Source organism: Micromonospora sp. WMMD975, from assembly GCF_029581215.1.
Classification (GTDB): Bacteria; Actinomycetota; Actinomycetes; order Mycobacteriales; family Micromonosporaceae; genus Micromonospora.
The window spans coordinates 5681293-5703348 of sequence record NZ_CP120739.1 but is presented as its reverse complement, the minus strand read 5'-3'; the positions used below and the strand labels follow the sequence as shown (position 1 = coordinate 5703348).

The following is a 22056-nucleotide window of genomic DNA, read 5'->3' as shown; positions in this document are numbered from 1 at the left end:
TCAGCCCGTGGACGGTCCGACGCCGGGGGATTCGACCAGCCGGGACAGCACGATGGTGCTGCGCGACGACGTGACGAACGATTCGGCCCGCAGCCGCTCGAGCGCATCCTCCAGGTGGGAGATGTCGGCGGCGCGCAGGTGTACGAGCGCGTCCGCCTCGCCGGAGACGGTGTAGGCGCCGACGACCTCGGGGTGCCGGCGGGCCGCGACGCCGATCTGCGCCGGCGTGGTCCGCCCGGCGCAGAACAGCTCGACGAACGCCTCGGTGGTCCAGCCGACGGCGGCCGGGTCGACCACGGCGGTGAAGCCACGGATCACCCCGGTCGCCCGCAGCCGGTCGACGCGTCGCTTGACCGCCGGGGCGGACAGTGACACCCGGTTGCCGATGTCCGCGTACGAGGCGCGGGCGTCCGCCACGAGTAGCGCAATGATTCGCTGGTCTACCGCGTCTATCTGCAACGTTCCGCCTCTGGGAAGCAATGGTCGTGGCTGTTACCAAAGTTCTAACCTACCTACTCTTGGTGACCGTGAACCAGCAGCGAGTCTCGCGAAAGCGGACATATCTCATGTGCTCGCCCGACTACTTCGCGGTCGAGTACGCGATCAACCCGTGGATGGACGTCACCACCCCGGTCGACGCGGACCTGGCGGTCAAGCAGTGGGACCGGCTCCGCGAGACGCTGCTCGGGCTCGGTCACGAGGTGCACCTGCTGACCCCCGGGGCGGGCCTGCCGGACATGGTCTTCGCGGCCAACGGCGCCTTCGTGGTCGACGGCACGGCCTACGGCGCCCGGTTCAAGCACGAGCAGCGGGCCGCCGAGGCCGCCGCGCACCGGGAGTTCTACGAGGGGCAGGGCTGGCGGTTCCTCGCGCCGAGCGAGACCAACGAGGGTGAGGGCGACTTCGCGTACCTGCCGGACGCGCACGGCGGGCTGATCCTCGCCGGCCACGGCTTCCGGACCGAGCTGGCGGCGCACGCCGAGGCGCAGGAGGCGCTCGGCCGGCCGGTGGTCTCACTGCGCCTGGTCGACCCGCGCTTCTACCACCTGGACGTGGCGCTCGCCTCGATCGACGACGGGAACATCGTCTACTACCCGGGCGCCTTCTCCGCGGCCAGCCAGCGGGTGCTGCACCAACTCTTCCCGGACGCGGTGGTGGCGGACGACGAGGACGCCCTGGCCTTCGGCCTGAACCTGGTCAGCGACGGGCTCAACGTGGTGCTGAACAACGAGGCCACCCGGCTGGCCGGCACGTTGCGGGCGGCCGGCTACCAGCCGGTCCCGGTGGAGCTGGCCGAGCTGAAGAAGGGCGGCGGCAGCGTGAAGTGCTGCATCGCCGAGCTGCGGCCCTGACCCGGACCCCCTGACCCCGGACCCCCGCCGCCGCGTCAGCCGAGCGTGGCCAGCTCGTTGATCACCACGTTGGAGAGCATCCGGCCGTCGAGCTGCACCTTGCGCAGATACCACTTCTGCTGCGGGGTACGCGGCTGGTTGAACTGCCAGGAACCGCGCGGGCTGTCGATCTGGCCGATCTTGCCGAGCGCCAGGTTGACCTGCGTCGGGTTCGGGTCGCCGTCGACCAGCCGGATCGCCTTGTCCAGTACCTGCGCGGCGTCGTACGAGGCCATCGCGTAGGTGGTCGGTGAGGTGTTGAACGTCTTGCGGTACGCGGAGGCGAACACCCGGTTCGCGGTGTTGTTCAGGTCCGCCGAGTAGTTGAGCGCGGTCTCGATGCCGTGGGCCTCGATCAGCCGCCGGTCCCGGCCCTTCTCGCCGTCGTCGAGCTGGTCGAGGACGGTGCCCTCGGTGAGGAACCCGGGCGCGTAGATCGGCCCCCGGTAGCCGGCGTCGTAGAGCTGCTTGACGAACTGCACGGCCTGCGGGCCGGTGTAGTGACAGAAGACGGCGTCCGGGTTGCGGCCGAGCGCCTTGCGGATCGGCCCGGTGTAGACCCCCTTGCCCGGGTTGGCGTAGTCGGGGGTGTAGATCGGTTCCTCGGTGAGCCGGCGGCCGAGTTCGTAGCCGCGCCGCAGCCCGTCGACGACGTCCCGGCTGCTGGCGCCCTGGGTGCCGAAGATGGCGATCCGGCTCGACGGGTCCAGGATCCGGCGCAGGTATTCACCGAGCGCCACGCCCGGCTCGTCCAGCACGTACGAGGTGCGCCAGATGTAGAGGACGCCCTTGAGCGAGGCGGGGGAGGCGTTGGAGCCGATGAGCGGCACCCGGGCCCCCTCCACGGCATCCCGGATGCCGGTCATGACGGTCGGGCTGACCACGCCGGTGAGCGCGAGCACACCCTCCTTCAGGAGCCGGTCGACGGCGGCCTTGCCGGTGGCGGCGCTGTCGCCCTCCTCGGCCGGCACCACCGTGACCGGGTGCCCGCCGAGCTGCTGCCCGTGCGTGCTGAGGAAGAGCTGGAAGCCGTTGGTGATGTCGTCGCCGATGGCCTTGTTCGGGCCGCTGCCGGGCACGATCAGCCCGATCTTGATCGGGCTGCCGGCCGCCGGTTGCTCCGGGGAGTCGTCGCCGGAGCCGCAGCCGGCCGCGAACCCGGTGACGCCGAGCGCGCCCAGCAGTTGCAGAGCACGCCTGCGGTTCATCTGTGCCACCGAACTTCCTCCCCGCCGGGGGTGGCCATGGTGCACACCCCATCGGCGTTCTACCTGGTCGTCGACGTTGCGTCAATGCCCGGAAGATCACTGTGAAGGGACCGCAACGCCTCGACCACCCGGGGCCACGCGACCGAGTCCGGCGCGATCAGCCCGAAGTGCTCGCATTCCGCCAGCTCAACCAGTATGGCGGTGCCGCCGGCGGCCTGGTCGGCGGCCACCCAGGAGCGGCTCGTCGACACCGGAACCTGCTGGTCGAGCGACCCGTGCATCACTACCGTCCGTGCCGGGATCGGTACCAGCGCCGATGGATCCGTGGCCGCGTACCGGTCCGGGACGTCCGCCGGGCCGCCGCCGAGCAGCGCGGCCACCGCCCCGCCGTCCAGGTCCAGCCGGTACGCCTCGGCGAGGTCCGCGATCGGGGCCAGCGCGAGCACGCCGCCGACCGTCTCCGGGGCGTGCGCGGCCACGTACAGCACCAGGTGACCGCCGGCCGAGTGACCGACCAGGATCGGTGGGACGGGCGCCACCCGGCCGGGCAGCGCGGCGGCGGCCAGCCCCGGCAGCGCGGCGACCCCGGCGCGTACGTCGGTGAGCGTGTTCGGCCAGCCGCCGCCGGGCGGGCCGGTCCGGCGGTATTCGAGCTGCGCCACCGGATGGCCGAGCGCGGCCAGCGCCGTGGCCATCGGGCCGGTGTGGGCGCGGTCGTACTCCGCCCGCCAGAAGCCGCCGTGCACCACGACCACGAGCGGTCGGGCCGGACCGTCACCGGCCGGGCGGCGCAGGTCGGCACACTGGTCCGGGTGGCCGCCGTAGGCGACGGTGGCGTCCGGCGGCGGAGCCGGCCGGGTCAGCACGTCACGCGGGTCGCTGGGCATGCGGGGACGGTAGCCTGCGCGGTCCTGCGCGCGTGCGCGTGGTCGGCGTGGGTAAAGATGGTTGCCATGACCGAAGCGCACCCCGGCGGACACGACGAACAGGGCAACGATGGCATCCCCGGCACCGTGGTGGTGGTCGGGCCGGACGGCCGACCGGTCGGCACCGTGCAGACCGACGAGGGCAAGGGTGAGGATCCGACCCGTCTGGTCGAGCAGCCGGCCAAGGTGATGCGGATCGGCAGCATGATCAAGCAGTTGTTGGAGGAGGTGAAGGCCGCCCCGCTCGACGACGCCAGCCGGCACCGGATGCGCGAGATCCACGAACGCTCGATCGTCGAGCTGAAGGAGGGGCTCGCCCCGGAGCTGCGCGAGGAGTTGGAGCGGATCTCGCTGCCGTTCACCGAGCAGCAGGCGCCGAGCGAGGGTGAGCTGCGCATCGCCCACGCCCAGCTGGTCGGCTGGCTGGAAGGGCTGTTCCACGGCATCCAGGCCGCGCTTGTCGCCCAGCAGATGGCCGCCCGCGTCCAACTGGAGCAGATGCGCTCCGGCCGGCAGGCGCTGCCGAGTGGCCCGGGCGGCCCGGGCGGCCCGGGCGGGATGGTTCCGGGCATGCCCGGGATGCCCGGCGCCGAGGGCCACGCTCCCGGCCAGTACCTGTGACGCGCCGGCCGGGGCGCGCGCGACGCGCCCCGGCCGGTCAGTCCACCCCGAAAACCTTCTCCAGGTACGCGGCGACGCCGTCGGAGGTGTTCGCCCCGGTCACCTCGTCCGCGATCTCCCGTACCGCCGGATGGGCGTTGGCGACCGCCACCGCCCGACCGGCCCAGGTCAGCATCGGCACGTCGTTCGGCATGTCGCCGAAGGCCAGCACGTCCCGTTCGTCGACGCCCAGCCGGGCGGCGTACCAGGCCAGGCCGGCCGCCTTCGTCACACCGGCGGCGGAGATCTCGATCAGGCCGCTGTAGGACGAGTGGGTGGCCTCGGCCAGCCCTTCCAGCGCGCCGGCCACCACCCGGACGAACACGTCCGGGTCCTGCTCCCCGGCCCGGGCCAGCAGCTTCACCGCGGGCGCGGCGAGCAGCTCCTCCGGCGACTCGACGGCTCGGATGGCGTCCGCGTCGGCGTCCCAGCGCAGCGGATAGTGCGCCTCGTGCCGCATCTGCCGGCTGTCCACGATCTCCACCGCGAAGCTCACCCCGGGCACCTCGGCCCGCAGTCGCCGGGCCACCTCGGCCAGCAGCTCCGGGGCGAGCGGGTCGGCGCGCAGCACCTCGTCGGTGACCGGGTCGTACACCACCGCGCCGTTGGCGCAGATCGCCGGCAGCGGCTCGGGGAGCTGGTCGTACACGAGTTGGAGCCAGCGGATCGGACGGCCGGTGACAAGCACGACGGGCGTGCCGGCGGCGGCGATCCGGGTCAGCACCGCCGCGGTACGCGGGCTGAGCGTCCGGTCGTCCCGCAGCAGCGTGCCGTCGATGTCGGTGGCGACGAGTCGAGGTGGCTCTCCCATCACCGGGAGAGTAGTCGGTCCAGGTAGACCGCGACGCCGTCGTCGTCGTTGCGCAGGGTGATCTCGTCCGCGGCGGCGCGCAGCTCGGGGTGGGCGTTCGCCACCGCCACCCGCGCCCAGCCGGCCCAGCCGAACATCGGCAGGTCGTTGGGTTGGTCGCCGAAGACCAGCACGTCCGCCGGGTCGACGCCGAGCCGGTCGGCGACGACGCTCAGCCCGCTGGCCTTGTCCACGCCGGGCGGGCAGATCTCGACGAAGCCGAGCCCGGCCTGGGTGAGCGTGGCCGTCTCCGGCGACACGATCCGGCGGGCTACCGCGAGCAACTCGTCGACGTGGTGGTCCTCGGTCCGGACGAACGCCTTGACCACGTCGCAGGCGAGACATTCCGCCCGGCTGCGTGCCTCGAACCGGTCCGGATAGGGCCAGCTCGGGTGGTAGTCGCCCCAGAGCGGCGCGTCGTGGTCGCCGGACGCCTCCACCATCACGGTGAGCGGGCCGACGGCGGCCTCCAGGTCGGCGAGGAGACGAGTGAGCACCTCGCCGGGGAGACGCTCGTCACGCAGCACCAACGGGCCGGCCGGGTCGCTCTGGTCGACCACCCATCCGCCGCCGGCCATCACGAGGAAGTCGGCGGCGCGGATGTCGTTGCGGCTCAGTTCGGCCAGTCGCGGTCCGCGCCCGGTGGCGCCGACCACCGGGATCCCGGCGGCCCGCACCCGGTCCAGCACCCCGTGGGTGTACGCGGACACGGTGTCGTCGCTGCGGACGAGCGTGCCGTCGAGGTCGGTGGCGATCAGCTTGGGCAGGCCCGGGCGGGTCATGGTTCCTCCTTCGCCCCGCCGCCGTCACGCCGGCCGACCTGGTCCTTCGTGCCGCGACCATGGGACGGCGGGCAGCAACCGTATCTCGCCGCGCAGGGGTCATCCATGGCGTTCCGGCGAATCGGCCGCGAATCCCCGGCGGCGATCCGGTGACCCGCTCAGCGGGAGCGGTCGGGGCCGGCGAACGGCGTCGTCGGCTCCACCGTCAGGTCGGCCGGGGCCGGCGGCCCGTCGTCGTCGATCGTCCGCCCCCGCCGCCGGGCGGTCCGGCCGCCCGGACCGTGGGCCGGCGCGTCGTCCGCCGGGTCGGCGGCCCGTTCCCCGACCCGCCCGGTCAGGTGCAGCGTGGCCGCCAGCAGCACGACGGCGAGGAAGGCGGTGATCAGCCCTCGGCCGTGCTCCACCTGGATGCTCTGCTCGACCGGGAAGAAGAGTATGCGCCTGGCGACCTGCTGGAGCGAGGAGGCGGTCGCGACGAGCACGCCGAGCAGGGCGGCGGCGAGGCCCAACCCGGCGATCCGGGCGTGCTGCCGCACCGCGGGAGCCCCGCGCAGCGCCAGCGCCGTGCCGACCGACAGCCCGAGCAGCCCCACCAGGTATGCCACCCCGAAGCCGCCGGTCTCGGAGATGCCGCTGGCCAGCAGGTTCGGCGCGTTCTCCGCCCGGGACCCATCGGGGATGACGATCACCACCCACTCGCCGATCAGCGAGGCGAGCGCGGCGACCGCGCCGAGGCCGGCGAGCACCGGGGGCAGGCGGTGGTCCCGGCCCAGGCCGGCCAGCGTCCGGCCGACCCGGCCGGACGGTTCCGATCGGGCGTCGGTGTCGCCCCACTCGACGACAGTGGTGCCGTCGGAGCGGCTGTCCTGCCTGGGGATGGGGAGATCCTGCGACATCGGCCACCCTTCCCGTTCGCGGGCCTGCGTCGAATCATGGCACAGACGACGGCCCGGTATCGGGGGCGTGGAGCGGGAGGGGCGGTGCGGGGCGGCGCGCTTTCGGTTAGCGTCGGTGCCATGCCTATCCGTACCGCATCCGCTCGTTGGCAGGGCAACCTCGCCGAGGGGTCGGGAACCGTCCGCACCGGCAAGGGCGGCCTGTCCGGCAACTACTCCTTCAAGTCGCGTTTCGAGGAGGGCGAGGGCACGAACCCCGAGGAGCTGATCGGCGCCGCGCACGCGAGCTGCTTCTCGATGGCCCTTTCCAAGCAGCTCGCCGACTCGGGCGCCACCGACACGTCGGTGGAGACCACCGCCAAGGTGCACTTCGACAAGACTGACGCGGGCATGACCGTGACCCGCATCGACCTGGAGACCGTCGGCCAGGCACCCGGGCTCGACGAGGCCGGGTTCACCAAGCTGGCCGAGGCCGCCAAGGAGAACTGTCCGATCTCCCGGCTGCTCTCCCCCGGCGCGCAGATCACGCTCACCGCCCGCCTGGCCTGACGCTCGCGCCTGGCCATCCTGCCCGCACTTCCCCGGAAAGAGGACCCGTCGGGCCACTCTTTCCGGGAAGTGCGTGGATCTTCGACGGGTGGTCGACGGGTGGCGGCAGCGGGGAGGATGGTCGGCGTGGCCGTGGAGATGAGCCGGGACCGGTTCGAGGAACTGGTCGGCGAGGCACTCGACGAGGTGCCCGAGGAGTTGCTCGGGCTGATGAGCAACGTGGTCATCCTGGTGGAGGACGACCCGCCGCCCGGCGAGAACCTGCTCGGGCTCTACGAGGGGCATGCGCTCACGGCGCGCGGCTGGGACTACTCCGGCGTCCTGCCGGACCGCATCCTGATCTACCGCAACCCGATCCTGGCGATCTGCGACACCGACGACGACGTCGTCGAGGAAGTCGCGGTGACCGTGGTGCACGAGATCGCCCATCACTTCGGCATCGACGACGAGCGCCTGCACGCCCTCGGTTGGGGCTGACCGGGCCCCGGCCCGCCCCCGCTCGGCCGATCCCCGCGGTTGCGCCAGTCCCCTAACCTCCGGGTCAGGCACATCCCGATGCAGGAGGAAACAACCCCATGCGCAGCGCTCTCTTCTCCGCGGAGAACCTCGAGAAGGAGTCCCAGCAGCCGGGCATGCGGCTGCAGAACTCCAAAATGCTGAAGATCGAGCTGAACGGCGAGGCGATGGCCCGCGTCGGGTCGATGGTCGCCTACCAGGGCCAGGTGCAGTTCCAGGCGCTCGGCTCGGGCGGCATCGGCAAGTTCATCAAGCAGCGGCTCACCGGCGAGGGTGTGCCGCTGATGAAGCTTTCCGGGCGCGGCGACGTGTTCCTCGCCGAGCTGGCCAAGGACGTGCACATCATCGACCTGGAGCCCGGCGACGCCCTGTCGATCAACGGCTCCAGCGTGCTCGCCTTCGACTCGACCCTCCAGTACGACATCAAGATGGTGAGCGGCATGGGCATGGCGTCCTCGTCGGGCCTGTTCAACTGCGTCTTCAGCGGGCACGGCCGGATCGCCATCACCACCAAGGGCACCCCGGTGGTGCTGAACGTGGACGCGCCGACGTACGTCGACCCGCAGGCGGCGGTCTGCTGGTCGGCCAATCTCCAGACCGGCTACCACCGGGCCGAGCAGCTCGGCCTGGGCACGCTGCTCGGACGCAGCACCGGCGAGGCGTTCACGATGAGCTTCGCCGGCCAGGGCTTCGTCGTGGTGCAGCCCTCCGAGGAACCGCCGGTGGCCGGCAGCGGCGCCCAGCAGCAACAGCAGGGTGGCCTGCTCGGCGGCCTGCTGCAGTGAGCTCCGGGCCGGGTGCGTTCCTGGGGAACGCACCCGGCCCGGTTCAGGTCAGCTCGCCGGCGCGCAGCCGGGCCAGCCAGGCCGCCGCGTCGGCGTAGTCGGCGTCGGAGAGACCGGCCGGCGCGGGCGTCGGCACGTCACCCGCCGCCGTGCTCCAGCGGTGCCGGGGGTACGAGCCGAGGAAGCGGACGTCGGCGCAGACCCGGCGCAGCCCGCGCAACGCCTCGCCGAGGCGTACGTCGGCGACGTGCCCGGTGCAGTCCAGGAAGAACACGTAACGCCCGAGCGCCTCGCCGGTGGGGCGGGACTCGATCCGGGTCAGGTTCACCCCGCGTACGGCCAGCTCCATCAGCACGGACAGCAGCGCGCCCACCCGGTCGTGCGCGATGTAGACCGCAAGCGAGGTGAGGTCGTCGCCGGTCGGCGGCGGGGGCGGCCCCGGGCGGGACACCAGCGCGAACCGGGTCACCGCGTCCGGATGGTCGGCGATCTTGTCGGCGAACACGGTCAGCCGGTGCCGGGCGGCGCCGATCGGGGCGCAGATGGCGGCGTCGTACTCGCCGGTCGCCGCGCCGGCCGCGGCGGCCCCGTTGGAGAGCACGTCGACCACGGTGGCGTCGGGCAGATGGTCCCGCAGCCAACTGCGGCACTGGGTGGACGCCTGCGGGTGGGCGGCCACGCTGCGTACCGCGGCCGGTGTGACGCCGGGGCGGCCGGCGAGCACGAACTCCACCGGCAGGATCACCTCCCGGGTGATCATCAACGGGTCACCCTCGGCCAGTTCGTCGAGTGTCACCCCGACCGCGCCGCCGATGGAGTTCTCCAGTGGCACCATGGCGGCGTCCGCCTCCCCGGCCCGGACGGCGTCGAGGGCCTCGCCGACGCTGCGGGCGGGCGTCCGGTCCCCCCGTTCGGCGGCGGGCAGGCTACGCAGCGCCTGCTCGGCGAAGGTGCCCTCGGGTCCGAGGTAGACGAAGCGGGTCGGTGGTGTTCCCGGCATGGTCACCACACTACGCACCCGGGGTGCCGTCGCAGGCCAGGGTGCGGATGCCCGTGGGCGCGGTGGCGCGGACCTCGACGCCGCACACGTCGGTGCCGGCGGTCACCAGTTTCGGCGTGCCGGATCGACCCCGTGTGACCACCTGGAGTTCCTCGTGCCCGGAGACCGCCAGCACGGTGTAGTGCCAGCCCTCCGCGCAGAGCGGACCGGTTCGGACGGTGACCCGGACCGCTCGCGGCAGCACCCCGGCGGAGCCGCGCAGCAACGCGACGATCCGGTCGCCGGACGGCTTGCCCCGGCAGGGTGTGGCGGCCGGGTCGGGCGCCGGGGTGGGCCGCGCCGGCGTGGCGGGGGTGACCGGTGCCGACGGGGTCGGGGTGGGCGTGGCCGACGCCGAGGCGGATGGGCCGCCGGCCTCGGTGGCGGGTGGCTCGCGCAGCTCGGGCGGCTGCCCGCAGGCGGTGAGCACGAGCAGCGCGAGCAGCGTCGCCGGGAGGGCACGGCGGTGGGGCGGGGTGCGGGGCACGGTGCAGTCCTCGACATCGAGGGGCGTCATCACGGCCGGGGGCCGAGCCCATCGTAGGAGGTGCGCCCGCACCGGAGAAGCCGGGTGCTCGGCGGGATGCCCCCGGCGGGGTCAGAGCACGCAGAAGAAGGTGAGCGAGCCGGCCACCTCGGCACCGGTGAGCACCGGCGTGGAGATGGCGTCCACCGTCGTCCCGGCGTCGGAGCCGGGCCCCTGGACCCGGAGCAGACCACGGGCGAGCCGGCCGGAGAGCAACGCGAGCAGCGGCGGGATCTTTTCGGTCTCCTGCTCGGTGAGCTCGCTGGGGCTGGCGGTGAAGTCGACCAGGCGCAGGCCACCCTCCAGCAGCGGGCGACCGACCACGTCCTCCGGCGCGCCCAGGCAGAGCAGGTCGCAGCCGGACGAGGAGATCGCCACCACGGTGGTGTCGGCGTCGATCAACAGGCACGGCTCGGCGGCCCGGGAAACCGTCCCGGACCACTGTGCGAAATTGTCGGACTCCTGCTCGGTGGGTGTCTCGGTCGGGGACGCGAACACTTCCGAGAGTGAGAGCTCGACGTGGGCCACCGCGCCTCCTATGTACACCGACGGTCTGTCCACGCTAGCCGGTCGGCACAGCGACCACCCGGCCGCGCTGCGCCTCCCGGTCACCGGTGCTCACCCGTGAGGCTGGGCGGCGCAGGGACCGGGGGACATGCGTCGGTGCGACGGGAGCCCCGGGGGGCGGGCGACCGGCGACGACGCGGAACGACGGAACCGGTCGGGGCGGTGCCGCGGACCGCGTGGCGTCGTCCGAGACGTTACCGGCGGGCGGCCCGCTTGTCAGCGGCCGTTCGGCCCTCGTCATACCACCGGTAGTCGGCAGATGGACGGTACGTGCCGTTGAGCCACGTCGACGGCGCCTCGGCGACCCGGGACAACTTCTCGGCGGTGGCCGGGCTGATCCGGTTGCCGGCGGCCACGAGCAGCCGGTCCAGCTCCCGGTGGGTGGCCATGAGGCAGTCCTTCGGGAGGCCGTAGACGCTGATCACCCCGGAGCCGACGAACGTCAGCACCGGCGTCACCGGGATCGGCAGACCGACCGCGTCGGAGAGCGCCTTGCTGGCCCGCTTGGCGTCGCGGCGCGCCTCGGCCACATAGGGTGGACGCTTGCCGTTGATCTGCACGACGTCGCCGGCGACAAGCACCCGCGCCCGGCCGTGGTCGGCGATGGTGACCGCGAAGAGCCCGCTCGGCCCGATCGCGAGGAACCCGGCCCGATCGTCCTGGCCGCGGTCGAGCAGCGCGTCGGCCAGGTCTGTCCGTGGCCACTCGATGACGTGCCAGGCGGGCCCGAGGTGGTCGAGTTGCCCCAGGGCGCGGGCCCCGGCGGCTTCCAACCGGCGGGCCCCCCGGTCGGCGCGACGGCGGCGGGCCCACTCCAGGGGACTGGGACGCGCCGGCTCGAGCGCCGGGGCGGCCTCGACCCGGGGATGTGCCGCGCGGGGCGGCAGTGCCCGGCTCGGTACGGCTCGGCGAGCGGGAAAGACAGTCATCGCGACCTCCGGCAAAAGGTCTCTCGAAGTTATGTCTCCACTACCCTACGTTGCACACCCGGGGGTCCGGCAAGTTGGACCGCCGGAATGACTGTGGATGAATGCCATATTCATTCACACTTCTTTTCCGGATGGTGCGGAAGCCTGCCCTAGGCTGCGGGGGTGACGCACTACGTGGACAGCGAAGTGGCCCGGCTCGGCACGGTGCTGCTGCACCGCCCGGGGCCCGAGCTCGCCCGCCTCACCCCACGCAACAACGACTCCTTGCTCTTCGACGCTATCCCATGGGTGGGACGCGCGCAGGAGGAGCACGACGCCTTCGCGGCGGCCCTGCGCTCGCGCGGCGTCGAGGTGCTCTACCTGGCCGACCTGCTCGCTGAGACGCTCGCCGTGCCGGACGCCCGGGCCGAGCTTACCGAGCGGGTGCTGCGGTCCCGCCGCCTCGGGGACACCCTGCGCGCCCGGGTCGCCGACCACCTGGCGTACCTCGATCCGGCCGCCCTGGCCGACGTGTTCATCGCCGGTCTCGCGCACGAGGAGCTGCGGATCGGCGCCGAACGGCCCGGCGGTCTGGTCTGGACCCTGATGGACCGGCACGACTTCGTGATCGACCCGCTGCCCAATCTTCTCTTCACCCGCGACTCGTCGGTGTGGATCGGCGACCGGGTCGGCGTCACCAGCCTGGCCATGCCGGCGCGGCGGCGGGAGACCACGCTCACCGACGCGATCTACCGTTACCACCCGCGCTTCGCCGGCACCGAGTTCGTCTACCACCCCGGGCTGGAACACGTGGAGGGCGGCGACGTGCTGCTGCTCGCCCCGGGCGTGCTCGCCGTCGGTGTCGGCGAACGCACCACCCCGGCCGGCGCGGAACGGCTGGCCCGGCAGGTCTTCGCCGCCGGGCTGGCGCACACCATCCTGGTGGTGCCGATCGCCCAGGAACGCGCCACCATGCACCTGGACACGGTCTGCACCATGGTCGACGTGGACGCCGTGCTGATGTACCCGAACATCGCCAGCGAGCTGTCCGCGTACACCGTCGTGGCCGGCGCGGACGGTGAGCCGCGGGTCGACGGCCCGGCCCCGTTCCTGCGGGCCGCCGCCGACGCGATGGACCTCGACCAGCTCCGGGTGATCGACACCGGCCTGGACCCGGTCACCGCCGAGCGCGAACAGTGGGACGACGGCAACAACACGCTCGCCCTCGCGCCGCGCCTCTGCGTGGGCTACGAACGCAACGTGGAGACCAACGCGCAGTTGGAGCGCGCCGGCATCGAGGTGATCGCCATCGCCGGCTCCGAGTTGGGCTCCGGCCGGGGCGGCCCCCGCTGCATGTCCTGCCCCCTCGTCCGCGAGAAAGGCGGGGGCCCCGCTTAACGCTTTCGGTAGAGGCGGGGCCCCCGCTTAACGCCGTGCGTTAAGAAGGGCCCCCGCCTAACACCGGGCGGTCAGCGCAGGGTGAGCTGGCGACCGAGCAGGCCCTGGCGGGCGCGGCGGGCGGCGGCGTCCAGCGGCTCCGGGTCCGCGAGCGCCTCCGCGTAGCGCTTGGCGAACTGCGCGACCGGGCCCTCCCACTCGCCGGCCGGAGTGTCCTCCGGCAGGTCCCAGACCGGCGCCAGCCGGCCGTGCGCGCGGAACATGCCGGCGAACTTCGTGTCGTCGCCGAGCGTCAGCGCGCCGGCCGCGCCCAGCCGGGCCAGGGCGTTCAGCGCGGCGTCCTCGTCGTCCGGCAGCACCCAGCGCACGTGTGCCTTCTCCGGCACCTGGCACCAGTACGCCGCCCGCGCCGCGTCCAGCTTGACCGTCGGATAGATCGCCGCGTTCGCCCGCTCCAGGGACGCCTGCACGGTCGGGTCGTCGATGGCGCCCGGGTCGAGCCAGAAGTCGAACCCGTCGTGCATGGTGATCTCCAGCGGCCCGTCCACCAGGATGTCCTGGAGGCGGGGGCCGGGCCCGGGCAGCGGCGGCACGCTCACCTGACCGCCCGGCTCGGTGCGCAGCGCGCTGAGCAGCGCGTCGGCCAGGTCCCGGGAGACGTCGCCGGACTGCTGGTGCCGTTGCAGGCCGATGAGGACCCGCCCGTCCGGCTTGGCGACCGCCGGGGCGGCCATCGGCAGGACGGTGGCCAGGATGACCGGCCGGTCGCCGTACTCCTCGACCAGCTCGGGGGTCAGCCGCAGCGGCGCGGACGCGGCCGGCACCAGCTCGCGCAGGGCGATCCACTCCGGCTCGTCCGCCAGCCCCTCGAACGGTCGGGGTACGAAGATGTCGCGCACCTTCTCCCGCTTCGGGGTGGCTTCGACGGTCCGCTGGTTCTTTCGACGCTTGCTCACGGCGAGAAAGCCTAGATGCCCGCGGGGGCGCCCGGGGGCCGGACCCGCCTGCCCGGCCGGGTCAGCCGGTGGCGACCAGGTCCGGCCGGTACGACCCGGCGGGGTCGAACTCCGCCCACACGCTCTGGCCCAGGCCGTCCCGCTCGACGCCCCAGCGGCTGGAGAGGCCGGAGACGATGTGCAGCCCGCGCCCGTCGACCGCGTCCGGCGGGGCGACCCGGATCCGCGGGCCGGCACCGGAACCGCCGTCGGTGACCCGGAGCTGGACGCTCGGCCCCCGGTCGGTGACGCGGAGCCGCCACGCCACCCGGACCACGCCGCCGGGCAGCGCCCCGGCGTGCCGGACCGCGTTGCCGACCAGTTCGGCGAGGACCGCCACCAGGTCGGCCAGCAGGACCGGGGGTACGACGCCGGTCAGCTCGTCGGCGAGCCGGTGCCGTGCCACGCGCGCGCCGGTCGCGTCGTGGGGCACCACCACGCACCACGACCGTTCGGCCGGTCCCGTCGACACGTCGTTCCTTCCACAGTCGTGGGCGCCCGGTTCATCCCCGGGGCAGCCGCACCTCCGCGACCGTACCTCCACCGGATCTCGGTCGGAGGGACACCCATCCATTCTGCTGTTCCACGATCTGCCGGACGAGATAGAGACCCAGCCCGGCGCCGGGATAGCGGCGGCGGTCGCCGGACTCGCCCTGCCAGAACCGGTCGAAGGCCCGTTCCACGTGCTCCGGCCGGATGCCGATGCCACGGTCGGAGACGCGGAACGTGACGGTCCGCTCGTTCGCGTCGGCGCTGACCTCGATCGGCGTGTCCGGCAGCGAGTATTTTCCCGCGTTGGTGCCCAGTTCGGTGAGCACGGTGGCCAGGTTGTGCCGGTCGCCGAGGGCTTTCGGCAGGTCGGTGGGGAGGTTGAGCACGATCCGGTGCCGGATGTCGGCCGGCAGGTCGACCACCGCCGCCCGGAGCGCGTCGACCAGGTCGAACGGGGCGGCGGGCTCGCCGCCGGGACGGTTCTCGGTGGCTGCGGTGAGCAGGCGGTCGACCAGGCGGGCCAGATCGTTGGCCCGCTGCCCGATGATCCGGGCGGCCTCCCGCCGGTCGTGGTCGCTGAGGGAGTCCCAGTGGTCGGTGAGCGTGTCCGCGTACCCCTTGATCACGGTGACCGGGGTGCGCAGTTCGTGGCTGGTGACCGCGACGAAGAGGTCCCGGTCGTGGTCGCGTCGGTGCTGGTCGGTGATGTCGCGGAAGGTCACCACCCGCAGCGCGTTCGGGCCGGGCAGCTCACCGGAGGTGATCCGCAGCCAGCGGCCGTCCGGCAGCCGGTGGTCGAGCACCTGCCCGGACGGGGGCAGGGGGAACGGCAACGACCGGCTCAGCGCCTCGTTCGCCGGGCAGCCGGTCACCTGGGCGGCGGCCGGGTTCCAGAGCCGGACCCGGTTGTCCCGGTCCACCACCGCCAGGCCGTCGGCGAGCGCGGCCACGACCGGACCGTCGCCGTGCACCGGCAGGCCGGTCTGGTCGCCGTACATGTGCGCGACGCAGGCGGCCACGTATCCGACGACGGCGCGTTGCGAGGCGTCGAGCGGCTCGTCCGTCGGGTAGAGAGCGTGCAGGCTGCCGACGGTGAGCCCACCGATCTCGGCCCGTGCCACGATCATCCGGCCCAGCCCCCGGCCGGCGATCTCGTCGGCGAGCACGCCCGGGATCGAGTCGATCCGGACCTCCCGCACCGGCGGGCCGGCCAGCAGGCAGACGGTGGCGGGGTCGGTGGCCGGCAGCGGGCGGCCGATGACGAACTCGGCGCTACCGGTCGCCGCGATCACCCGCCCGCCCGCCGGGGTGAACTCCACGAAGACCAGGCCCGTCGCGCCGACCGCCGGTTCGACCTCGCGGAGCAGGCGGGTGAGTACGGCGAGACCGGATTCGCCCGCGTTGATCATCTTGATCACTGTGGTGTGGCCGGCGATGAGGACGGGGTAGTCGGTTCGCTCCGGCATGTCCCGAGTGTGCCCCGCCGGCCGCCCCGGGGACACCCCCGCCCGGTCGACCGGGCGGTAGGCGGACCGACGGGCATCATCGACCCAACCGGGTCAACGCGCGGGCGGGCCGGTCCGTGATCACGCCGTCCACCTCGGCGGCCAGCACGAGTTCCAGGTCTTCGGGTTCGTTCACGGTCCAGACGTAGACCGAGTTGCCGGCGGCACGCAACGCGGGGACGAGATGGGGCCGGGCCCGCACCAGATCCACCCCCGGGCCGGCGATCCGGCAGCCGAAGGGCAGCCGGCCCAGCGGCAGCCAGGGCGGCAGCATCTCCAGCAGCAGCACCGTCGGCAGCGCCGGCGCGAGCGCGCGGATCCGGCGTACGGCAAGCGGTGAGAAGGACATCACGGTCACGTGGACCGGTTCGTCCGGACCGGGCTCGGCGAGGCCGTGCCGGCGCAGCAGGTCGACCAGGCGGCGCTCGACGTCGCCGCGGTAGCGCGACGGGTGCTTCGTCTCGATCAGCAGCCGGACCGGCCGCCCGGCGGCCCGCACCGCGTCGAGCAGGCGGGCCAGCGTGAGCAGCCGGGTGTGCGAGTCGTCGAGGCGCACGGCGTCGGCGGACACCGCTGCGGCCGGGTGCCAGGAGCCGAAGTCGAGGGCCTCCAGCTCGGCGAGCGTACGCGCGCTGACCAGCCCGTGCCCGTTGCTGGTCCGGTCCAGCCGGCGGTCGTGCACGCAGACCAGGTGCCCGTCGCGGGTCAGCCGGACGTCGCACTCCAGCCCGTCCGCGCCCTCGTCGAGGGCGCGCAGGTAGGCGGCGAGGGTGTGCTCCGGCAGGTCGTACGAGGAGCCTCGGTGGGCGAAGACCAGGGGGGCGGTCATGGTCGGGACGTGCCTCAGAGGACCCGACCCGGCTGCCCGTCGTCGGTGACCACCGGACGACCGGCGGCGGCCCATCCGCCCATCCCGCCCTCGACGTTGCGCACCTCGTCCCAGCCGTTGCGCAGCAGGTATCCGACCACCTGCCCGGAACGGCCGCCCGAGCGGCAGATCACCGCCACCTCGCGGTCGTCGGGCACCTCGGTGAGCCGGGCCGGCAGCTCGGTCATCGGCAGGTGGTGGGCGGCCGGCGCATGGCCGGCGGCCCACTCGTCGTCCTCCCGGACGTCGAGCAGGTAGACGTCGTCGGGCACGGCCGACGCGGGCACGCTGGGAAGGTGGGCTCCGAACACGGTGCAAAGCCTAGTCGCCCGTCGCCGTCAGAGGCGGTTGACCCAGCGGGGGTTGGCGCCGGCCCACTCCGGCACCCGGGCGTCCCGCAGGGCGGTGAAGAGATCGCCGCCGCCGGTGTCCAACACGACGTACGACACCTGGTCGATGGTCTGCGGGTAGGAGGGCACCCGGACTCCGCGCAGGGCGTCCGCGGGCAGCGCGCGGAGCGCGAAGACAAGCTCGTCCAGGGGTACGCCGTTGGTGTCGACGGTCATCGCCCCGCCGACCGAGCGCAGTACCCGGTCGAGTTTCACCGGGTCGTTGCGCAGATGCGTCTGGTTGGCCCGGTCGAGCACCGCCCGGAGCATCTGCTGCTGGTGCCGCTGCCGGTCGTAGTCGCCCCCGGGCAGGTCGTAGCGCTGACGCACGTAGTCGAGCGTCCGGGCTCCGTCCATCTGCTGGCAGCCGGGGTCGAACCGGGTCCCGGTGTGGATCGAGCGGACCGGCGTGTCCACGCACATCCGGATGCCGCCGAGCTGGTCGATCACGGACCGGAAACCGGAGAAGTCGACGAGCGCCGCGCCGTCGAAGCGGACCCCGGTGAGCCGGGTGAGGGTGGCGCTGAGCAAACGCGCCCCGCTCTCGCCTCCGCCGCCGTGCTCGTACGCCGCGTTGACCTTGTCCTGGCCGCCGGGGAAGCCGGGCGCCGCCGGGATGGCCACCAGCAGGTCGCGCGGCACGGAGATCAGGTACGCCTGCCGCATCCCGGCCGGCACGTGCACGATCAGGATGGTGTCCGAGCGCTGGTCGGCGGCGCTCGCGCCGGGCCGGTGGTCGGAGCCGATCAGCAGGTAGTTGAGTGCCCCGTCCAGTTCTGTCCGTTTTTTTCGGGCGGTGGGGTCGAGTAGCTGCTCCTTGGTCACCGTGCGGTCGTACCTGTGGGTCAGCCAGTGCAGCCCGGTCACGCCGAGCGTGGCGAGCAGGACCAGGGCGAGCCCGGCGCCGAGCAGGAACCGGGGCCAGCGGGCCGGTCGGGCCGGCCCGCGTCGGTTCCGTGCTGGTCTGGACGTGACGATCCCCCCGTCGCGACGACATGAGACCCGCTCACGTCAGGCTACGGGGGGATCGGCCGGCCGGTGCCGGCTTCGGTCACTTGCGGGTGGAGAGGACGTCCGGGTTTGCCACGACGAAGTCGGCGAGCTTGTCGTTCTTGACCGCCTGGAACATGTCCATGGTCGTCTCGTTGAACTGCTCGAACTTGTTGTCCGCGGTCGAGCTGAACGTGCCGCCGTTGGTGCGCAGGGTGACCAGGTCGTTTCCGTTGAGGTTCTTGAGGGTGAAGATGAAGTCGGCGATCGGCACGCCGCCGGTGTCCAGCACGAACGCCTTGCCGGCGGCCTTCATCAGCGCGTTCAGCTTGATCGGGTTGGTCAGCATGCCGCCCTCGGTGGCCTTCTTGGCCATCGCCTTGATCAGCTGTTGCTGGTTCTGCTGCCGGTCGTAGTCGCTGTTGGGCAGGCCGTAGCGCTGGCGGGAGTAGTCGAGCGCCTCCCAGCCCTCCATCTCCTTGCAGCCCTTCTTGTGCACCACCGGCTTGTAGGACTTGCCGGACTTCTTCGCGTCCGCGTTCCACATCGGCTTGCCCTCGACCATCGACATGTGGTGCGACGGGACCTCGTGGCTGACGCAGATCCGCACCGTGCCGAGCGCGTCGATGACGTTCTTGAAACCGCCGAAGTTGATGATCGCGGCGCCGTCGAAGCCGATCCCGGTCATCGACTTGATCGTCTTGGCCATCAGCTGGGCGCCCCCCTCCCAGCCGCCGCCGTTCTGGGCGCCGTGGAAGAAGGCGGCGTTGATCTTCTCGGTGCCGCCCCGGTAGCCGCTCTTCGAGAACGCCGGGATGCGGGCCTGGGTGTCCCGGGGGATCGAGATCAGGTACGCCTGGTCGTGGCTGGCCGGGATGTGCAGGATGATGATCGTGTCCGAGCGGACGTCGTCGGCGGCCCAGCGCTCGCGGGCGTCCACGCCGAGCAGCAGCATGTCGATCGGGCCGTCCAGGCTGTTGCCGCCCTCGGCCTCGCTCTTCCCGGCCTCGCCGAGCAGGTTGCGCTGAGCGATGTTGTTCGTCGCCTGGCCGATCACGGCCTTGCTGCCGACGATCGCCACGCCGCTTGTCACCATCAGCACCGCGCCGAGGATCAGCGTGAGCTTCGCCCAGAGCGGGTCCTTGCGCTTGGTGCGCTTCTTCTTCCCGCCGCCGGGGCCACCGCCACCGGGACCACCGCCACCGGGACCGCGACCGCCGGGGCCGGGCTGGGTGGGAATGACCGGAGGGACCCGCCCGGATGAACCGGGTGCCGGTGAGTGCGGGCGTCGACTGGTCTGGACCGACATTCGTGCTCCAGCTCGGTGATCGGGGGCGGGACCACTCTACGTATCTGTTCCCGTCTTCGCGACCTTCTGTGGCGGGGTAATCCCGTCAATCCCGGCCAATGTTTTCGAGATATGGCCGAACGGGCGAGGCTGAGCGCCCGGTCGAAGGCCGCTCCCGGTGCCGTCAGCCGCCGGCGCTGTCGCCCGAGCCCTTCTGGTTGGCGTCGACCCAGCCGGCCATCCGGTCGCCGGCGATGGCCTGGTACATGGCCAGGGCCTTCTCCCGGTCGGAAACCACCACCGACTGGCCGTCGATGGTCTGGCCGCCCAGGTTCGGGCTGGTGACGAACGTCAGGTTCTCCCCGCGCAGGCTGCGGAACTGCACCGCCATGTCGGTCAACGAGAATCCCTGGTCGACCGTGACGGCGGCGGTGAGCGCCCGGAGGAAGTCGTTCAGCTTCTTCGGGTTGCTCAGCGTCCCGGTGCTGGCCGCCTTGTCCAACAGCGCCTTGAGAAACTCCTGCTGGTGGCGCATCCGGGCGAAGTCGCCGTCCGGGAACTGCTTGCGCTGCCGGACCCAGTCCAGCGCCTCGGCGCCGTCCATGTGGTTCACGCCCTTGGTGAACGTCCGGTACGGCTTGTGGATCGACTTGATGGTCCGGTCCACCTTGAGGTCGACCCCGCCCAGCGCGTCGGTGACGTCCTTGAAGCCGGCGAAGTCGATGGCCATCACGTGATCGATGCGGACGTCGGTGAAGCACTCCACGGTCTTCACCGCGAGCGGCAGCCCGCCGAACGCGAACGCCGCATTGATCTTGTTGCGGGAGCCGGAGTCGCAGGAGGCGCCCGCCTCCTCCGGGATCGGCACGTACAGGTCACGCGGGATGGAGACCAGGTAGGCGCTCTTGTGGTCGGCCGGGATGTGCATGACGATCACGGTGTCCGCCCGCCACTTGCCGGCACCGTCGACCGGGGCGTCCGGATCCCGCGAGTCGCTGCCCACGAGCAGGATGTTGAACGCGCCGTCGACCTGCTTGGCCGGCCGCCCGCCGGTGATCTCCGAGAACGGGTCGGTGCGGGCCAGGTCGCCGTCGAGGTTACGGGCGTAGAGCCAGCCGCCGACGCCGCCGAGCAGCGCCAGCGCGAGCACCACGACGCCGGTCACCAGGCCGATGCGCTTCCAGCGCGGGCGGGGGCGGCGACCTGGCCCGCCGGAACCACCACCCGGGCCGCCGGGGTCGGTCGGCCCACCCGGTCCGCCCGGGCCACCGCGTCCGCCCGAACGGGGCGCCTCGTCGTGCGACGGGTACCAGCGGGTTTCCGTGGCGCGGGCGCGCGTGGGTGCGCCCCGGCCGGAGCCGGGAACCTGGGCACGGCCCGCGCCCCGGTGCAGGGGGCGGTTCAGGGGTGCGCCGGCAGACGAGGTCGCTGACATGTCATCGAGGGTAGGTCGGCGGATCCACCGCCGTCCTCAGGCGCGCACGGCACTCAGCCGGCGGACAGCGGGGATCAGTACCCTAACCGCCCGCGGAAGTACTCGATCGTGCGTCGGAGGCCGTCTTCGGGCGCCACGGTGGGCTCGTATCCGAGCAGCTCGCGGGCGAGGGTCAGATCGGGGCGGCGCATCTCCGGGTCGTCCGAGGCGCGAGTGATGTAGCTCACCTCGGATGCGCTTCCGGTGAGTGACACGATCGTCTCAGCCAGTTGCCGCATCGACATCTCGTGCTCGGTGCCGCAGTTGATCGGGCCGTTCTGCGTCGAGTCGAGCAGCAGCAGGATGCCCCGCACCAGATCGTCGACGTAGCAGATGGAACGAGTCTGGTTGCCGGTGCCGTGCACGGTGATCGGCTCGCCGCGCAGCGCCTGGGAGATGAAGGTCGGGATCGCCCGGCCGTCGTCCGGGCGCATCCGCGGGCCGTACGTGTTGAAGATCCGTACGATCGCGGTGTCCGTGCCGCGGCTGCGGTGGTAGGCCATGGTGGCGGCCTCGGAGAAGCGCTTCGCCTCGTCGTAGACGCTCCGGATGCCGATCGGGTTGACGTTGCCCCAGTATGTCTCGCGCTGCGGGTGCTCCTTCGGGTCCCCGTACGCCTCGGAGGTGGAGGCCATCAGGAACCGCGCGCCGTCGTCGGTGGCGCGCTCCAGCAGGGCCAGCGTGGCCACCGAGCCCACCCGGAGGATCTCCACCGGCAGCTTCTCGAAGTCGGTCGGGCTGGCCGGGGACGCCATGTGCAGGATCGCGTCGAACCGCTCGGTCATCGCCGGGTGGTGGGTGGGCAGGCCGTCGGAGATGTCCGCCTCGATGAGCGTGAACGTCGGCTCGTCCAGCAGGTGGGCCACGTTGTCCTTGGAACCGGTGACGAAGTTGTCAAGCGCCACCACCGTGCAGCCGCGCTCGACGAGCCGGTCGACCAGGTGGGACGGGACGAAGCCGGCACCGCCGGTGACGAGGATGCGGTGCCCGGAGCCAAACCGGGGAGCGACGTTCATGCCCGCCACCCTATACAGGTAAGGCGGGGCCCCCTATT

At 72.5% G+C, this 22056-nt stretch carries 25 protein-coding genes; 6 read left to right on the top strand and 19 right to left on the bottom strand.

Annotation, left to right across the window (positions count from 1 at the left end; genetic code table 11):
- Entirely contained in the window at positions 1 to 459 is a 459-nt protein-coding gene (locus O7613_RS25355) for an Lrp/AsnC family transcriptional regulator (protein ID WP_281585858.1), read from the bottom strand.
- A gap of 59 nt (positions 460 to 518) precedes the next feature.
- Here O7613_RS25355 and ddaH point away from each other — a divergent pair, with 59 nt between their 5' ends.
- Positions 519 to 1352 carry a dimethylargininase gene (gene ddaH, locus O7613_RS25350; protein WP_348775386.1) on the top strand — a complete coding sequence of 278 codons (834 nt, stop codon included), beginning with the start codon at positions 519 to 521 and terminating at the stop codon, positions 1350 to 1352.
- A gap of 35 nt (positions 1353 to 1387) precedes the next feature.
- On the opposite strand, the gene O7613_RS25345 is transcribed toward ddaH, so the two are convergent.
- Both O7613_RS25345 and O7613_RS25340 read right to left on the bottom strand, forming a co-directional pair.
- Entirely contained in the window at positions 1388 to 2608 is a 1221-nt protein-coding gene (locus O7613_RS25345) for an ABC transporter substrate-binding protein (RefSeq protein ID WP_281585859.1), read from the bottom strand.
- A 50-nt stretch (positions 2609 to 2658) separates the two neighbouring features.
- Complete coding sequence (locus tag O7613_RS25340) at positions 2659 to 3486, bottom strand: prolyl oligopeptidase family serine peptidase (protein WP_282290354.1); 828 nt, start codon at positions 3484 to 3486, stop codon at positions 2659 to 2661.
- Positions 3487 to 3552: 66 nt separating this feature from the next.
- Between O7613_RS25340 and O7613_RS25335 the strand changes: the two genes are divergently transcribed.
- Positions 3553 to 4146, top strand: coding sequence for a bacterial proteasome activator family protein (locus O7613_RS25335; protein WP_282290352.1), 594 nt, complete (start codon positions 3553 to 3555; stop codon positions 4144 to 4146).
- A 37-nt stretch (positions 4147 to 4183) separates the two neighbouring features.
- Here O7613_RS25335 and O7613_RS25330 read toward each other — a convergent pair whose 3' ends face one another.
- From O7613_RS25330 to O7613_RS25320, 3 genes are all read right to left on the bottom strand, one after another.
- Positions 4184 to 4996 carry an HAD family hydrolase gene (locus tag O7613_RS25330; protein ID WP_282290350.1) on the bottom strand — a complete coding sequence of 271 codons (813 nt, stop codon included), beginning with the start codon at positions 4994 to 4996 and terminating at the stop codon, positions 4184 to 4186.
- A complete protein-coding gene (locus O7613_RS25325) occupies positions 4996 to 5817 on the bottom strand; it encodes an HAD family hydrolase (RefSeq protein WP_281585863.1) in 822 nt (273 codons plus the stop codon). Before O7613_RS25325 ends, O7613_RS25330 begins: the two co-directional genes overlap by 1 nt.
- Before the next feature lie 158 nt (positions 5818 to 5975).
- Positions 5976 to 6713, bottom strand: coding sequence for a hypothetical protein (locus O7613_RS25320; RefSeq protein WP_282290348.1), 738 nt, complete (start codon positions 6711 to 6713; stop codon positions 5976 to 5978).
- Positions 6714 to 6833: 120 nt separating this feature from the next.
- Between O7613_RS25320 and O7613_RS25315 the strand changes: the two genes are divergently transcribed.
- From O7613_RS25315 to O7613_RS25305, 3 genes are all read left to right on the top strand, one after another.
- A complete protein-coding gene (locus tag O7613_RS25315; protein WP_281585865.1) occupies positions 6834 to 7262 on the top strand; it encodes an OsmC family protein in 429 nt (142 codons plus the stop codon).
- 132 nt (positions 7263 to 7394) lie between these two features.
- Positions 7395 to 7739 (top strand): metallopeptidase family protein, encoded by a 345-nt coding sequence (locus O7613_RS25310; protein ID WP_281590612.1) that lies wholly within the window; start codon positions 7395 to 7397, stop codon positions 7737 to 7739.
- A gap of 98 nt (positions 7740 to 7837) precedes the next feature.
- Positions 7838 to 8563, top strand: a complete 726-nt coding sequence (locus tag O7613_RS25305; protein ID WP_281585866.1) for an AIM24 family protein — start codon at positions 7838 to 7840, stop codon at positions 8561 to 8563.
- Positions 8564 to 8606: 43 nt separating this feature from the next.
- On the opposite strand, the gene pheA is transcribed toward O7613_RS25305, so the two are convergent.
- The 4 genes from pheA to O7613_RS25285 all read right to left on the bottom strand — a co-directional run bounded on the left by pheA (position 8607) and on the right by O7613_RS25285 (position 11624).
- Positions 8607 to 9563, bottom strand: a complete 957-nt coding sequence (gene pheA, locus O7613_RS25300) for a prephenate dehydratase (RefSeq protein ID WP_281585867.1) — start codon at positions 9561 to 9563, stop codon at positions 8607 to 8609.
- 10 nt (positions 9564 to 9573) lie between these two features.
- Positions 9574 to 10119 carry a hypothetical protein gene (locus tag O7613_RS25295; protein WP_281585868.1) on the bottom strand — a complete coding sequence of 182 codons (546 nt, stop codon included), beginning with the start codon at positions 10117 to 10119 and terminating at the stop codon, positions 9574 to 9576.
- An 81-nt stretch (positions 10120 to 10200) separates the two neighbouring features.
- Complete coding sequence (locus tag O7613_RS25290) at positions 10201 to 10656, bottom strand: hypothetical protein (protein ID WP_281585869.1); 456 nt, start codon at positions 10654 to 10656, stop codon at positions 10201 to 10203.
- 233 nt (positions 10657 to 10889) lie between these two features.
- Positions 10890 to 11624, bottom strand: a complete 735-nt coding sequence (locus tag O7613_RS25285) for a hypothetical protein (RefSeq protein ID WP_281585870.1) — start codon at positions 11622 to 11624, stop codon at positions 10890 to 10892.
- 162 nt (positions 11625 to 11786) lie between these two features.
- On the opposite strand from O7613_RS25285, the gene O7613_RS25280 reads away from it, so the two are divergent.
- Entirely contained in the window at positions 11787 to 13001 is a 1215-nt protein-coding gene (locus O7613_RS25280) for an arginine deiminase (protein ID WP_281585871.1), read from the top strand.
- A gap of 71 nt (positions 13002 to 13072) precedes the next feature.
- Here O7613_RS25280 and O7613_RS25275 read toward each other — a convergent pair whose 3' ends face one another.
- From O7613_RS25275 to O7613_RS25235, 9 genes are all read right to left on the bottom strand, one after another.
- A complete protein-coding gene (locus tag O7613_RS25275) occupies positions 13073 to 13957 on the bottom strand; it encodes a DUF5926 family protein (RefSeq protein ID WP_281585872.1) in 885 nt (294 codons plus the stop codon).
- Between the two features lie 61 nt (positions 13958 to 14018).
- Positions 14019 to 14435, bottom strand: coding sequence for an ATP-binding protein (locus tag O7613_RS25270; RefSeq protein ID WP_281590614.1), 417 nt, complete (start codon positions 14433 to 14435; stop codon positions 14019 to 14021).
- 64 nt (positions 14436 to 14499) lie between these two features.
- Entirely contained in the window at positions 14500 to 15954 is a 1455-nt protein-coding gene (locus tag O7613_RS25265) for an ATP-binding protein (RefSeq protein WP_281585873.1), read from the bottom strand.
- Between the two features lie 76 nt (positions 15955 to 16030).
- Positions 16031 to 16822 (bottom strand): glycerophosphodiester phosphodiesterase family protein, encoded by a 792-nt coding sequence (locus tag O7613_RS25260; RefSeq protein WP_281585874.1) that lies wholly within the window; start codon positions 16820 to 16822, stop codon positions 16031 to 16033.
- Between the two features lie 14 nt (positions 16823 to 16836).
- Entirely contained in the window at positions 16837 to 17172 is a 336-nt protein-coding gene (locus O7613_RS25255; protein WP_281585875.1) for a rhodanese-like domain-containing protein, read from the bottom strand.
- Between the two features lie 27 nt (positions 17173 to 17199).
- Positions 17200 to 18117: an LCP family protein gene (locus O7613_RS25250; RefSeq protein WP_282290345.1), complete on the bottom strand. Its 918-nt coding sequence runs from the start codon at positions 18115 to 18117 to the stop codon at positions 17200 to 17202.
- Positions 18118 to 18301: 184 nt separating this feature from the next.
- Positions 18302 to 19549: an LCP family protein gene (locus tag O7613_RS25245; protein WP_282290343.1), complete on the bottom strand. Its 1248-nt coding sequence runs from the start codon at positions 19547 to 19549 to the stop codon at positions 18302 to 18304.
- Positions 19550 to 19712: 163 nt separating this feature from the next.
- On the bottom strand, positions 19713 to 20963 hold the full coding sequence (locus O7613_RS25240; RefSeq protein WP_281585878.1) for an LCP family protein: 1251 nt from the start codon (positions 20961 to 20963) through the stop codon (positions 19713 to 19715).
- Positions 20964 to 21037: 74 nt separating this feature from the next.
- Positions 21038 to 22018 (bottom strand): NAD-dependent epimerase/dehydratase family protein, encoded by a 981-nt coding sequence (locus tag O7613_RS25235; protein WP_282290341.1) that lies wholly within the window; start codon positions 22016 to 22018, stop codon positions 21038 to 21040.
- Between the last annotated feature and the right edge of the window lie 38 nt (positions 22019 to 22056).

Excerpts from the sequence above, each read along its gene's own strand:
- O7613_RS25340 (WP_282290354.1), bottom strand. The coding sequence starts at position 3,486 with ATGCCCAGCGACCCGCGTGACGTGCTGACCCGGCCGGCTCCGCCGCCG.
- O7613_RS25335 (WP_282290352.1), top strand. The coding sequence starts at position 3,553 with ATGACCGAAGCGCACCCCGGCGGACACGACGAACAGGGCAACGATGGC.
- O7613_RS25330 (WP_282290350.1), bottom strand. The coding sequence starts at position 4,996 with ATGGGAGAGCCACCTCGACTCGTCGCCACCGACATCGACGGCACGCTG.
- O7613_RS25325 (WP_281585863.1), bottom strand. The coding sequence starts at position 5,817 with ATGACCCGCCCGGGCCTGCCCAAGCTGATCGCCACCGACCTCGACGGC.
- O7613_RS25320 (WP_282290348.1), bottom strand. The coding sequence starts at position 6,713 with ATGTCGCAGGATCTCCCCATCCCCAGGCAGGACAGCCGCTCCGACGGC.
- O7613_RS25315 (WP_281585865.1), top strand. The coding sequence starts at position 6,834 with ATGCCTATCCGTACCGCATCCGCTCGTTGGCAGGGCAACCTCGCCGAG.
- O7613_RS25305 (WP_281585866.1), top strand. The coding sequence starts at position 7,838 with ATGCGCAGCGCTCTCTTCTCCGCGGAGAACCTCGAGAAGGAGTCCCAG.
- pheA (WP_281585867.1), bottom strand. The coding sequence starts at position 9,563 with ATGCCGGGAACACCACCGACCCGCTTCGTCTACCTCGGACCCGAGGGC.
- O7613_RS25295 (WP_281585868.1), bottom strand. The coding sequence starts at position 10,119 with ATGACGCCCCTCGATGTCGAGGACTGCACCGTGCCCCGCACCCCGCCC.
- O7613_RS25285 (WP_281585870.1), bottom strand. The coding sequence starts at position 11,624 with ATGACTGTCTTTCCCGCTCGCCGAGCCGTACCGAGCCGGGCACTGCCG.
- O7613_RS25265 (WP_281585873.1), bottom strand. The coding sequence starts at position 15,954 with ATGCCGGAGCGAACCGACTACCCCGTCCTCATCGCCGGCCACACCACA.
- O7613_RS25260 (WP_281585874.1), bottom strand. The coding sequence starts at position 16,822 with ATGACCGCCCCCCTGGTCTTCGCCCACCGAGGCTCCTCGTACGACCTG.
- O7613_RS25245 (WP_282290343.1), bottom strand. The coding sequence starts at position 19,549 with ATGTCGGTCCAGACCAGTCGACGCCCGCACTCACCGGCACCCGGTTCA.
- O7613_RS25240 (WP_281585878.1), bottom strand. The coding sequence starts at position 20,963 with ATGTCAGCGACCTCGTCTGCCGGCGCACCCCTGAACCGCCCCCTGCAC.
- O7613_RS25235 (WP_282290341.1), bottom strand. The coding sequence starts at position 22,018 with ATGAACGTCGCTCCCCGGTTTGGCTCCGGGCACCGCATCCTCGTCACC.